The 12,474-nt window shown below is 51.3% G+C and carries 10 protein-coding genes and 1 other RNA gene; 3 read left to right on the forward strand and 8 right to left on the reverse strand.

What is annotated here, in order from left to right; translation table 11 throughout:
• Positions 1 to 13 precede the first annotated feature (13 nt).
• Complete coding sequence (locus ACYVBJ_RS22160; RefSeq protein WP_460984483.1) at positions 14 to 412, reverse strand: response regulator; 399 nt, start codon at positions 410 to 412, stop codon at positions 14 to 16.
• Positions 413 to 590: 178 nt separating this feature from the next.
• Here ACYVBJ_RS22160 and ACYVBJ_RS22165 point away from each other — a divergent pair, with 178 nt between their 5' ends.
• Positions 591 to 2,639 carry a PAS domain-containing sensor histidine kinase gene (locus tag ACYVBJ_RS22165; RefSeq protein ID WP_460984484.1) on the forward strand — a complete coding sequence of 683 codons (2,049 nt, stop codon included), beginning with the start codon at positions 591 to 593 and terminating at the stop codon, positions 2,637 to 2,639.
• Here the strand turns inward: ACYVBJ_RS22165 and trmD are convergent, their stop codons facing one another.
• The 3 genes from trmD to ACYVBJ_RS22180 form a co-directional block, all read right to left on the reverse strand.
• Positions 2,640 to 3,314, reverse strand: a complete 675-nt coding sequence (gene trmD / locus ACYVBJ_RS22170) for a tRNA (guanosine(37)-N1)-methyltransferase TrmD (protein WP_460984485.1) — start codon at positions 3,312 to 3,314, stop codon at positions 2,640 to 2,642.
• Positions 3,304 to 3,891: a ribosome maturation factor RimM gene (rimM, locus tag ACYVBJ_RS22175; protein ID WP_460984486.1), complete on the reverse strand. Its 588-nt coding sequence runs from the start codon at positions 3,889 to 3,891 to the stop codon at positions 3,304 to 3,306. Before rimM ends, trmD begins: the two co-directional genes overlap by 11 nt.
• 71 nt (positions 3,892 to 3,962) lie before the next feature.
• Positions 3,963 to 4,523, reverse strand: coding sequence for a 30S ribosomal protein S16 (locus ACYVBJ_RS22180; RefSeq protein WP_460984487.1), 561 nt, complete (start codon positions 4,521 to 4,523; stop codon positions 3,963 to 3,965).
• A gap of 393 nt (positions 4,524 to 4,916) precedes the next feature.
• Between ACYVBJ_RS22180 and ACYVBJ_RS22185 the strand changes: the two genes are divergently transcribed.
• On the forward strand, positions 4,917 to 5,681 hold the full coding sequence (locus tag ACYVBJ_RS22185) for a DUF6597 domain-containing transcriptional factor (RefSeq protein WP_460984488.1): 765 nt from the start codon (positions 4,917 to 4,919) through the stop codon (positions 5,679 to 5,681).
• 63 nt (positions 5,682 to 5,744) lie between these two features.
• Positions 5,745 to 6,863, forward strand: coding sequence for an FAD-dependent oxidoreductase (locus tag ACYVBJ_RS22190; protein ID WP_460984489.1), 1,119 nt, complete (start codon positions 5,745 to 5,747; stop codon positions 6,861 to 6,863).
• Positions 6,864 to 7,036: 173 nt separating this feature from the next.
• Here ACYVBJ_RS22190 and rnpB read toward each other — a convergent pair.
• From rnpB to ACYVBJ_RS22210, 4 genes are all read right to left on the reverse strand, one after another.
• Positions 7,037 to 7,511, reverse strand: an RNA gene (gene rnpB / locus ACYVBJ_RS22195) — RNase P RNA component class A.
• 80 nt (positions 7,512 to 7,591) lie between these two features.
• On the reverse strand, positions 7,592 to 8,887 hold the full coding sequence (locus ACYVBJ_RS22200; RefSeq protein WP_460984490.1) for a DUF4403 family protein: 1,296 nt from the start codon (positions 8,885 to 8,887) through the stop codon (positions 7,592 to 7,594).
• A 109-nt stretch (positions 8,888 to 8,996) separates the two neighbouring features.
• Positions 8,997 to 10,028 carry a Smr/MutS family protein gene (locus ACYVBJ_RS22205; RefSeq protein WP_460984491.1) on the reverse strand — a complete coding sequence of 344 codons (1,032 nt, stop codon included), beginning with the start codon at positions 10,026 to 10,028 and terminating at the stop codon, positions 8,997 to 8,999.
• A 284-nt stretch (positions 10,029 to 10,312) separates the two neighbouring features.
• Positions 10,313 to 12,442 (reverse strand): VWA domain-containing protein, encoded by a 2,130-nt coding sequence (locus ACYVBJ_RS22210; protein ID WP_460984492.1) that lies wholly within the window; start codon positions 12,440 to 12,442, stop codon positions 10,313 to 10,315.
• Between the last annotated feature and the right edge of the window lie 32 nt (positions 12,443 to 12,474).

Genomic DNA, 12,474 nt, shown 5'->3' on the forward strand with positions numbered 1-12,474 from the left:
ACTGATATGCCAATTACTGAGCGATAGCCAGGCTGGTTATCGCGGTAATCGCAGCCCCGAATCCGTGGATTGTTGTGGGCTTGGTAATAAAGTGGTTAGCACCCAGTTTCAGAGAGTAAAGCTGATCATCGAGGGCCGATGAAGTCGTTAAGACGACCAACGGAATTGTCCTGAATACATCCGTACTTTTAATCAGTTGCAGCACCTCGCGTCCGTGAACGCGGGGCAGGTTGAGGTCCATGACGATGACATCGGGCAGGTGCGCGCACGTTTGCAGATAGGGTGCGACCAGATCCCCTTCCATAACTACATCGAGTTTACATGACATGGCATTCGACGACAGGGCGTAACGGAACAAATCCACGTCGTCCTGGTCATCTTCTATCAAGAGAATGCGTATATCGTCCTTCATGCCGATTTTAAGCCGTATACCAAAAATAGAGAATAGATTTCACACTATCCTACTGGATTAGAGACAAATCTGTCGGCTGCTTATGGGTTAGCAGCCGACCCGTCCGACGAAGATTGAAACGAAGTTTGTACATTTGGTTAGCAAGCATTTTAACCAGGTTCTTTCTCCGTTGCAGCCTATGCAAACCCCACGAACCTATCCCAATATCCTATTGCTGAACGGTGGCGAAATGGGCGACATCATTCGGGCAACCGACTGGTCGCAGACCGCCATTGGTCCCATTGAAAAGTGGCCCCTGAGCCTCCGTCTGGCCGTTCAGCTGACGCTCGACAGTGATTTAAGCATGTACCTGGTCTGGGGACCGAACTTCACCCAGTTTTATAACGACAGCTTTCGGCAACTTTTAGGCGCAGACAAGCACCCGGCCGCCTTAGGGAACAGCGCAAAAGACACCTTTGCCGAAATCTGGGACTGGCTGGAACCTACACTCAGCAGCGTTTTACAGGGCAACCCGTTCGGAGCCCAGGATATGCCGGTTAAGCTCAATCGCAGCGGGATTCTCGAAGACTGCTACTTCACGTTTTCTTATACACCCATACGCGATGAAGCCGGACAGATACAGGGCATCCTTGTGCCCGTTACCGAAACGACCCAGACAGTTCGTGCGCTTCAGCGCGCTGGAGAGTCGGAGCGGCAGTTGTATAACCTCCTCGCTCAGATTCCCGTAGCCATTGCCATCTTTCGGGGACCAGCGCACATTATAGAATTAGCCAATGCGGCTCATTTAAAGCTGTGGGGACGTAAGGATGAAGACCTAACTGGCAAACCTTTTTTTCAAGCACTGCCCGAGCTGAAAGGTCAGGGCTATGAGGAATTGCTCGGCTCGGTTTTTTCGACTGGAGAGCCCGTTTATGCTTACGAACAATCGGCCCATCTGACTCGTAACGACCAGATACAAACCGCTTATTTCAATGTTGTATATCAGGCATTACGTGGACTCGACGGTGCTATTTCGGGAGTTGTCGTCATTACAAATGAAGTTACCGAACAGGTAGACGCCCGGAAAAAGCTGGAAGAAAGCGAAACCCATTTTCGGGAGTTGGCCAACCTGATGCCGCAAATTGTATGGACTGCCCGACACGACGGGCAATCGGACTATTACAACCAGCAGTGGTATGAATTTTCAGGCTTAGAACAGAAAGCCGGAGGCCAGGATTGGTCGTTTATCCTGCACCCGGACGATCGCAAGCGCTCTGCCGAGGCCTGGTACCACTGCATAAAGACGGGGGAGCCTTTTGCTGTCGAATACCGGTTTCACGATCGCCGTAACCCCGGTACGTATCGCTGGTTTCTGGGAAGAGCCACGCCCGTTCGGGATGCCAATGGCAACATAACCAAATGGTTCGGTTCAGCTACTGATATTGACGATCAGAAACGATTAGCGGAACTGCTGGAGTTGCGCGTGTCCGAGCGTACGCAGGAGCTGAGTCTGGCCAATAACCGGCTCGAACGCTCGAATTTCGATCTGATGCAGTTTGCTTCGGTAGCTAGTCATGACCTGAAAGAGCCGCTGCGCAAGATCCAGATGTTCGGAAACCTGCTGCGTTCAACGGCCGACGAAAAGCTGACGGCCACCGAGCGTGACTATTTCAATCGCATGATCAGCACCTCTAACCGCATGCAGGACTTAGTTGATGACGTATTGAATCTGTCGAAGTTGTCGAACCACGCGATGTTCTATACCGAAACGGACCTCAACGCCGTGATCAGCAGCACCCTCGACGACCTGGAGATTACCATTCAGGAACGCGGAGCGACTATCAACGTCGGCCCGTTGTCTACCATCGAAGCAAATACCGGGCAGATCCGTCAGCTTTTTCAGAACCTGCTCAGCAACGCCCTTAAATTTTGCAGTGCCGATCGGACGCCGGTGATTGCCGTTCAGCAGGTTTTTCTTGCAGATCCTGAAGCCAGCCTGATACCTGTTCGTCCTGACAATTACGTTTGTATTCAGGTAGCGGATAATGGGATCGGCTTTGATAAAACGTACCAGGAAAAGATATTTGGTCTGTTCCAGCGACTGCACGGCGGACGCTACCGGGGCACTGGCATTGGCCTGGCAATCTGTAAAAAGATTATCGAAAATCACCAAGGGTTTATTCGGGCCGAAGGTACGCCCAATGAAGGGGCAACGTTCACCATTACGTTACCCCTGAAGCAGGAGTGATCAGGTCAGCAGATCGGGGCGACGTAGGCGAGTTCGCTCCAGCGCCTGTTCGTGTCGCCACTCATCAATTTTAGCTTCGTGCCCCGAGAGTAAAATATCGGGCACGCGATGGCCTTCAAATTCAGCCGGGCGCGTGTAAACCGGTGGAGCCAGTAAGTTGTCCTGAAAGGAATCGGTCAAGGCCGATGTCTCGTCATTAAGAACGCCCGGCAGCAACCGGATAATGGCATCTGACAGCACCGCAGCGGCTAGTTCCCCGCCCGACAATACGTAGTCGCCGATGCTGATTTCTTTCGTCACAAACAGCTCCCGCGCCCGCTCGTCGATGCCTTTATAGTGCCCACACAGAATGATCAGGTTTTGACGTAGTGACAACGCATTTGCGGTTTGCTGATTTAATCGCGCGCCGTCGGGGGTCATATAAATGACCTCGTCATAGCTGCGCTCTGCCTGGAGCGAGCGAATACAGCGGGCAATCGGCTCAATCTGCATGACCATACCGGCCCCGCCACCAAAAGCGTAGTCGTCAACGCGCCGGTGTTTATCAGTAGTATAATCGCGCAGGTCGTGCACCACAACCTCTACGTAGCCGCCCGTTTGCGCCCGTTGCAGAATGGAATGGCCGAAAAAACTGTCGAGCAGCCGGGGCAGGCAGGTAATAATATCAATCCTCATCGGTATCGTCAACATCACCGTCTATCTCGGGCTTTGCCTTACCGTCGTCTTCCATATAAATGGCCAGCAGACCGTCGGGGAGCGCTACGTTCAACTTCTGATTAGTCCGGTCTACCGTCCGGACGATGTCGCTGTTAATCGGAATCAAAACTTCTTTCCCCTGGTAATCCATCGCAATCAGGTCCTGCGCGTTCATCGCGTATACGCCCCGTACAACTCCCAGTTCCCCCGCTTCGGCGTCGACAACCTGATAGCCAACGATTTCGTGGAAATAAAAGCGAGTCTCATCCGTGATGGGTTCCAGCTCATCGAGGGGCAGATACGCGCCACAGTTGATCAGTCGTTCGGCCTGTTCAATGGTATCCACATCCTCGAAGGCAATAATGGCCCGGCTCCCCTTCACAACAGCGATGGACTCGATGAAATAGGGGATCAGTTCTCCTTTCACCTCCAGGAGAACGGACTCCAGATCAGCGTATTCGGAGGCATTATCAACATCCAGGAAAAGCACCAGTTCCCCGCTGACGCCGTGGGTTTTGGTGATATGGCCAACTTGATAACAATCGTCTTTTGTCACAGTAGTTATAGGTATAAAAAGAGCCTGTCCAAAGTCGAACAGGCTCTTTAGTAACAGATTTAAGCAGAAAACTATTCCGCAGCCGGAGCATCCGTTGCAGGTGCCTCTTCGGTTGCGGGTGCTTCTTCAGCAGCTGGCGCTTCCTCTGCGGGCGCTTCAGCTACGGGCTCTTCTACTTTGTTTTTCTTGGCGATAGCCTCAGCGCGGGCTTCGTTCACCTTACGCTCAGCCTCCAGGCGAGCCGCACGGCTCTGCTCTTTGGTTTGCGATTTGGTTTCGGCAGCACCTGCTTTCCGGTTCTCTTTGTCTTCTTTCCAGGTGGTGTATTTCTCATCAGCCTGATCCTGGGTGATGGCACCTTTGTTCACACCTACCTGCAGGTGTTTACGATACATAACGCCTTCGTGCGACAATACCGAACGAGCGGTATCTGTCGGCTGAGCGCCAACCATGAGCCAGTAAACAGCCCGGTCCGACTTCAGGGCGACCGTCGAAGGGTCGGTGTTGGGGTTGTACGTACCGATTTTCTCGATAAACCGGCCATCGCGCGGAGAGGTTGATTCTGCCACTACGATGTCGTACATCGCCATCTTCTTGCGTCCACGACGCGCTAAACGAATTTTAACAGCCATTTGTGCTTGTAAGTTTTGATGAGGGACGCATCCCCCCTGTAAAACGTGGCCGCAAAGGTACAAAAAATAGTTGAGGTTATAAGTGCTGTTTTCGGTTTTTATCAGTTTGCCGTTAGAAAAGTAAGGTCGGGAGCAATCGAGCCCCGATTTTTTTCGTAATGTACATGCTGAATGGTCAGTTAAGAAACACAAAGTCTGGTGGCCACTACGTATTTGGGCTGCTGTTGATGATCACAGTAATCTTCGGTGAATCAAAACTTTATACCAAGTTGGTTCGGCACTGATCACAAAAACCGCTCTTCCTTTATCTTTATCCAACTGCAGTTCAGAGAAACCAGAAACATAAAGACCCAGCCCGCAACAATACCTTACCGTCAGGAGGTACAGTAGAAAATGGCACTCACAATCCAATCAGCGTTACCTGATCCGTCTATTTCGCATTTCGTTCACAGCTTCTGGTTCCTGGAGAACAAGACTCAACAAGACGTTTTAGCGACTTTGCTGCCGAATGGAATGATTGATCTGGTACTGATGAGCGTAAATTCCGAGAATTGGGAACTGTCGCTGAGAGGCATTGATACGGTACCTAGTCAGGTCATTATCCCCGCAAACACATCCATGTTTTCTATAGGGCTTAAATTACTAGCTGTGGAATACCTGCTGGGCAATTCGGTTAACGATGTCTTGAATAAAGGCAGAAGCCTGACAAATGATTTCTGGCAATTTGAAGCAGACGATGTGAGCAGTCTGGAAATCTTTTCCAGGAAGGCCACCCAAAATATACAAACCATTCCAACGGAACGTATCGATAGCCGAAAGAAGAAATTATTTGAACTCCTTTACTCCTCCCATGGCTCAATAACGGTAACCGAGCTTTCGGAAAACGTATCCTGGAGTAGTCGGCAAATGAATCGGTACTTCAACCAGCAGTTTGGGCTTTCGCTCAAAGCTTATTGTACCATTCTGCGTTTCGCAGCTTCGTTCAGGCACATCAGCGAAGGCCGACTTTTCCCCGAACAAAACTTTACGGACCAGAATCATTTCATCAAAGAGATCAAGAAATACGCTGGTGTTACGCCCAAAGAGTTAAGCAAGAACGAAGATGGCCACTTTATTGACCTGGTGGCCATCAAAAAACTCCCTTCTTCAAACGGCTGATTTTTACTATTTTCAGTTTAACCTCCCCAGCAATTTTGCATCGTTATCATAGAATGCAAAATCATGTTACTGAACAACAAAAGGGTAGCCATCATCGGTGCAGGCCCCGTTGGTCTGACTATGGCCAGATTACTGCAGCAAAACGGAATCGATGTACGGGTTTACGAACGAGATAAAGACGCTCAAACCAGAGTCTGGGGTGGCACGCTCGATCTGCATAAAGGTTCTGGACAAGACACCCTAAAAGCAGCAGGCTTGCTGGACAGGTATTTTGCCCTGGCAGTACCCATGGGAAGAACCGTAGCTGACGATCAAGGCAACGTTCTGGTTTCTGAGAAGCCAAAATACGACGCTCCAGAAATCAACCGAAACGATCTTAGAAGAATATTACTGGACAGCTTAAGCAGCGATACAGTTGTCTGGGATAGAAAGGTTGTAGGGCTTGACGAACAGCATGGCAAGTGGGTGTTGCATTTTGACGATCAGCCGGATGCAACTGCGGATTTTGTAATCAGCGCGAATGGCGGCATGTCAAAGGCAAGGCGATACGTAACAGATGCCGAGATTGAGTATACCGGTACGTACATTATACAGGGTGAAGTGTCTAACCCTGACATAGAATGTCCTGAGTTCTACCGACTGTGCAACGATAACATACTAATAACGGCCAGCCAGGGTAATTCACTAGTAGCTAATCCCAAAAATAATGACGTATTGAGCTACAATGTAATTTTTAAAAAGCCGGAAGAATGGAGCCGGGAGAACGGGCTAAACGTTCAGGATACAGATAGCATTCAAACGTTTCTTTCGAATAGGTTCTCTCATTGGCACGACTGCTACAAACAATTATTTCGCGCAACATCATTTTTTGTTCGCTTGCCAACCCGGCGATTACCATTAGATATGCTTTGGAAAACCAATCGTCCTTTGCCTATAACGCTTGTTGGAGATGCCGCACATGTTATGCCGCCGTTCGCGGGTCAGGGTGTGAATATTGGCTTATGGGACACCTTAATTTTATCTGATAACCTGACAAACAAAAAATTTGATACCCTGGAAACGGCCATCCATGATTATGAACAAAAGATGTTCATATACGCCACGGAAGCTCAGCTTGAAACAAGCCACAACGAAAAAATGATGTTACGTCCCGACTTTTCTTTCGAGCATTTTATTGCTTAACCGCTCAGTTACTACGTAGAAGACACTTTCAACGAATTCAAAACGCTTTTCGCCGGCTGCGATTTGCCAGTAAAACACCACTCCACAACGAAGAACAGCTTTGCGAACTAGCAGCGATTGAATACTGCCTGCTCGCAAAGCTGTCTTATCGCTCTAAACGTAAAAAAGCCCCTAACTAATCCAGACCTATAAGCCGGGTTCTGTCCATCAGCAGATGCTGACTGGCTTATCATTTATCTGGGATGCCGGTCACCCGACACCTCGTTCGACCTACCCGCGTCGGTGTTGGTCCTGGTGGACCGCTGGCGACGAGCAGCCGCGCGTCCGACGCTTATTTGGTCTTTCAGCCCTTAAGGGTTGCCGTGCCCCGTTGGTCACCCAACGAGCGGTGGGCTCTTACCCCACCGGTTCGCCCTTACCAAACTTAAAGGCGAAAGAGTGAAAGCGTGAAAGAGCGATTCGCCAGAGGCTTTTACGCTTTCACTCTTTCGCCCTTTCACTCTTTAAAACTTGGCGGTATATTTTCTGTTGCCCTGTCTGTCAGCCGATCGTCGCCAATCGACTGCCTTCCCGTTAGGAAGTAAGGCGCTCTGTGCTGCCCGGACTTTCCTCGCCCGATGACTCGGACGCGATAAGCCAGCCTGAACTAGTTAGGGACGACAAAGGTACGTATTTAGGCGGTACCGTCGGCAACGTAATGGTTCCGGATGGCGAGCGATGACCGTTTCTTATTGTAGACCATCGACTTTAACATCAATACGGCCGCGGGCATTCACGACGGCTAGCAGCGCCGTGGGCGTTAAATACACCTGATCAGGCTTGATCTCGTCGATATGTCCATTCACTACAATACCCTTTGCCACCTGATTATTTTTAAGCCGATCCTGTAACAATTTTTGCATATCGGCCAGTTGCGAGCCAACCGGAATGGAAAGCTGCTTTTCGAGCGTTCGCGCAAACGTACCTTGTAAGAGCCAGCTGGCCGACCGCTGTAAGATATTCTTTGTATCCAGATCGTACGTCAGATCTTTGAGCGAGATAGTCTGGTCTTTAGGGTCGTAATACGGACGCCCACGCAGGTAGATATCGCCACTGATCGTGCCTTTCAACCCCGCCTTGATAATCAGATTATCATTCTGGCCGTACAGATCCATGTTCGTGATCGTAATCGCATACCGGTCATTGTTGAACTTGAACGTCTTACCAACAAATTCTTCAGCGGCCAATTTCGCAGCTTCCGGGTACGTAGCTTCGCTCAGCAGACCAATCTGAAAATTGTCGTTAACCTTCGAAACAACCGTCAGATCAGGCAGCGATACCGCCGGACGAACATCCGGTTTGGCTCCGGTAGTAGTGAGTGTAAAGCCTTCGATACCGATGGTCGAACGAATAAAACGCCCTTCAAAGCGCAGCGGAGTGATCAACACCCGCTTGGGTACTACCTGTAGGTAGGTTCGATACTTCTCCGAGATCAGATACGGCTCCCGAAGTGTATTCCAGGCTTTCAGTACGGGTGTTTTCAGATCTACGTTCCGACGTACCTGCTGGTCGATGGCCCTGGTGATTGTACCCATATTTTTGTCGATCATCCGGCTGACAAAGCTCGTTATGGGAATATTTACGCCAACTACGCTCACCGTGGGACGACGAACCCACCCGTAGCCATCGGCCTGCGTCTGTGTACTTACGGACCAGTCTTTGTCGAGGTCGAATTTGGTTTTGAACCGCAGGTCGATCTCAAACTCGGTTTCTTTATACTGCGTGAGGCCCAGAACCGAGATGCCCGCTTTTGCCCAGATTTTGAGCGGAACCGTGAACTGAAACAGACTGTCTTCGGCGCTGACCAGAACGGTACCGCGCTTCCAGACCTTGGCCATGAACTTGTCCCGATTATTATCTTCTAGGCTATTATCCTCGTAGATCAGCCCACTGATCTGCGCATTAATCTGCCGTTCCACATCATTCAGGGCAATGGCTACGGGCACGTGGGCAGTAGACAGAAAACGTTCGGTACGAACTTCCATTTCAGAGGTTGAATAGGTTTCTTTAGGTGCCTTTGGGTTGATTCGACTGGTAGTGGATTGACAACCTGCCAGCATAAATACCCAAAAAGAGAACGCAAACCAATAGCCCCTACTTAATCGTAACCTTGGTGGCACCATAGCCAAATTTTTGTTTCTGGGCGTCTTCAAAGAATCGTACGTTTGGATGTTTACCCAGGCGTTTATGCAACTCGGTCCGCAAGGCTCCGCTGCCAACACCGTGAATAAACGTAATGTCGTTCATACCGGTCGCAATGGCATTCTCCAGCGCTTTCTCAAACGTATCGAGTTGAAGTTTCAGGAGATCGGCCGGGTTCCGGTTCGCGGTGCCCTTGGGCAGCAGGGTCTCGATGTGCAGATCGACTACCGCCGACGGCCGTTCCACCGATAAGCTACTGGCTTCGGCTTTGGGCTTCAGCATCTCGGCTTTCAGGTCTTCAGGACGTATCGTGGTCGGCCGTGCTTGCGCCGGACGATTGCTGGCTGGCCCAGCTGCCTGGGCCGGATCAGTCGTTTCCCCATCCAGCTGCGTCATGAAACCCGGCTGGTTCAATACCGGCACCGACGTTTTGTTTTTAAAGAACGTGGCCGCCCGCGCTTTAAACCGCTTCACCAGGGGTTGTCGCAGCGATGCCTTTCCGGACCTGAACCATAATCCCTGCACCACAAACGTTGGCCAGTCTTCAAACTTAGCGTGAACATACAGCTCATTCGTTTTTTGCTGCGACTTGGGTTTGAGCACCCCGCTTTGCAGCCCAACAAACTGTACGCCCCCTCCTGCCGCGGCCGATTCTTCACCCAGCACGTACGGGAATTCCCAGTCGGTATTGTTCACCAGATGCAGCGTGTATTCGCGGTCGTTTACCGGCACAAAAGCCAGGTAGACGCCCTGGTTCGACAGGATCGCCTGCGCTGGGGCTATCGTTGACTTCTGCGGGGCGTAGGCGCTGGTTTTCAGTAACCGCTCAGCCTCTAACGGCGAAACCGGCACCAGTTCCGACTGCATAACGGGAATTCGAAAGCCGTCTTCTATTTCAATTTCTATCATGTTTCCGGCCAGGAAGCGGGTAATCACCCCTTGCTCCTTAGCCCGTAACAACCGAACTCGATCGCCAATATTCATACGTAGTCAATAAATCAATTAGGTTGTATAGTACAACACGTAGTCAACGCATTTCGATTTTTCAAAAGTACACTTTGCCCGCCGAAAAGCGCTACCTAGCCGAAAAGACCATCCACTTGTGGCCGTTGCGTGGCAGGCAGAAGTTATACAACGTAACGTTGCTCCAATGGCAGAAGTTAGTCCCCGGACTTTGGTAGGCTTTCAAAAAATATGGGCAAATCCGTTCGGGGATTTGCCCAGTATAACGTAACAGATAAGCCAGCTGGAGCCAGTGATCAACCAACCTAGTAGCCGCCGTAGAATTTACGCAGGCCCCACTCGACAGCCACCATTGTCAGCACGACGAAGAACAGCCACCGCCAGTTGATGATCTCGTTCATTTCTTCGTTGCTCGTCAGACGGGCGGGTCGCGACTGACTGGTCAGATTACGGACTAGCTCGTCAACCCGATTCGGGCCGTAAAACTGCCCTCCCGTTTGTTGGGCCAGTTGCCGGAGCAAACCGTGGTCGGCCGTTGTGTTCAGGGCTTCGAGTTGCAGGTCGCGCACGACAAACTGACCAGCCGATTGTTCAGCCCGGTTGTTGACGGTAACGCTGGCCCGGAACCGGTAAGCCCCTTCGGGCAGTCGACTGATTTCGAAGCGGCTATTTGTGGTCGTGGGCGTGTAGTTGTACGTTCGGGTCAGTCCTTTTTCATCGCTGATCTCAAGGCGAACCGGCTTGTCGTACACCCGCTCATAGATGTCATTATACAGCTCGGTTTCAAATATGACCTTCTCCCCGGCCACGAACTCGTTCCGGATTGGATACACCCGCAGTTTACGCCGGTCTTCTTTCACCGATATAAGCTGAATGACTTTCTGAACCAGCTCATCGACTACGTCCTGCTTATCGGTCAGGGCGTATTCTTCAAGTCGCCACCCCCACAGGCCTTCGCCCGCCAGTACGGCGGTTTTGCGCGGGCCCGTTACGTTCAAAGCCAGCAACGGCTTGGTCGTACGCACATTGCCAACCTGCTGCCACAGCACCACTTCGCTGCCCGGCTGTAACCGAAACTCCCCATAAGGGACCAGCATTGGCGGCAGTTTAGCCAGTAGGGTCAGCCGTTCCTGATCCAGGTTAAGTTGCCGGAATTCCGGATTAAACACGCCCGTTACCTTATCACTCTGATTGGGCTGAGCCGTTACCTGCATCACCGAATTCGACGTATTAAACGGGCCTATCGACGACTGGTTCCCCAACACAAACAGAACAGGCGTGTTTTTGGTCAGATACCGCTGGATCAAGGCATTTCCTACTCCTCCATTGTCGGGAATCTGATGCAGAATAATCAGGTCATACGTTTTGTCGGCCGGTGTACGGTCCGCCGATGCGGTTGCCTCGGCGGGGGTACCGGTCAGGATGCGGATGTCCAGTTCGTAGTTCTGGTTCTTTTCCAGAATACTACGTAACGCTTTTATGTCAGGATGGGGCGATAAGGCCAACAGTAAGACCTTCTCTTTGCCATCAATCACATCGAGGTAAACATCCTGCCGGTTGTTACGGGTGCTGAATTCGCCCGGCTGCGGCAGCACCTCTACCACGTAATGCTGAACGCCTTTCTGGGTGGCCGTTGCCTGGAATGTCAGCTGATTAAACGTATCGTTCCGACCAAAGCTCACCGACTGCCGACCAAGCTCTTTCCCATTCTGACGCAGCACCACCGTAGCTGTTCGACCCTGGAATCCATTGCTGACCACCTCCGCCTGCACCGGAAATTGATTACCCAGGTAAGCAATGCGGTTCACCGTAATTCCTTTCAGTTGAATATCCCGCTTCGGAATCGTATCGCCCAGCCCGACCGTTTGTACGGCAAAGGGATATTGACCGAACGTAGGCGAAAGTCCCTGATTAAAAATCCCGTCGGATACCAACACCACGTCGGTTAGGTTCCGGCCTTCGTAATCTGAGCGAACACTGGCCAGCAGTCCCGACAAATCGGTGGTACGCCGGGTGAACGGAATCTGGGTTAGGTCAGCATCGGTAACCGTGTCGCTGAGTGTACGGACCGAAACGTCCAATCCTTTATCAACAAGCTGCTGCCGAATCTGCTGCAGCCCCGCCAGCGTTCGATTCAGAGCGGGTCGACCAGCGGCTGCCACCGACTCGGAGTTGTCGACCGCCAGAACAACTTTAGGCTTTTCAGTAAAGGTACGAAGGCTGCGAATGAGCGGATTCAACAAGAGAAAGCAGAGCAGACTCACGACAATAAATCGCAAGGCAGCCAACCCATACGTAGTGCGCCGGTCAAATCCGCCCACGGTAGCCCCGCCGACCAACTTCGGAAGCGGCTGATACATGGCAAACGCATATACGGCCCCTACCAGCAGGCACACCAGAATCCACCAGGGCGAGGATTGAAAAGTAACATTCATGTACGAAGTGCGATAGGCGACTTACGATTTGC

The organism is Spirosoma fluminis (genome assembly GCF_054778895.1).

What these genes read in the sequence shown, in the direction of transcription:
- ACYVBJ_RS22160 (WP_460984483.1), bottom strand. Translation starts at nt 412, where the DNA reads ATGAAGGACGATATACGCATTCTCTTGATAGAAGATGACCAGGACGAC.
- ACYVBJ_RS22165 (WP_460984484.1), top strand. Translation starts at nt 591, where the DNA reads ATGCAAACCCCACGAACCTATCCCAATATCCTATTGCTGAACGGTGGC.
- trmD (WP_460984485.1), bottom strand. Translation starts at nt 3,314, where the DNA reads ATGAGGATTGATATTATTACCTGCCTGCCCCGGCTGCTCGACAGTTTT.
- ACYVBJ_RS22180 (WP_460984487.1), bottom strand. Translation starts at nt 4,523, where the DNA reads ATGGCTGTTAAAATTCGTTTAGCGCGTCGTGGACGCAAGAAGATGGCG.
- ACYVBJ_RS22185 (WP_460984488.1), top strand. Translation starts at nt 4,917, where the DNA reads ATGGCACTCACAATCCAATCAGCGTTACCTGATCCGTCTATTTCGCAT.
- ACYVBJ_RS22190 (WP_460984489.1), top strand. Translation starts at nt 5,745, where the DNA reads ATGTTACTGAACAACAAAAGGGTAGCCATCATCGGTGCAGGCCCCGTT.
- ACYVBJ_RS22200 (WP_460984490.1), bottom strand. Translation starts at nt 8,887, where the DNA reads ATGGAAGTTCGTACCGAACGTTTTCTGTCTACTGCCCACGTGCCCGTA.
- ACYVBJ_RS22205 (WP_460984491.1), bottom strand. Translation starts at nt 10,028, where the DNA reads ATGAATATTGGCGATCGAGTTCGGTTGTTACGGGCTAAGGAGCAAGGG.
- ACYVBJ_RS22210 (WP_460984492.1), bottom strand. Translation starts at nt 12,442, where the DNA reads ATGAATGTTACTTTTCAATCCTCGCCCTGGTGGATTCTGGTGTGCCTG.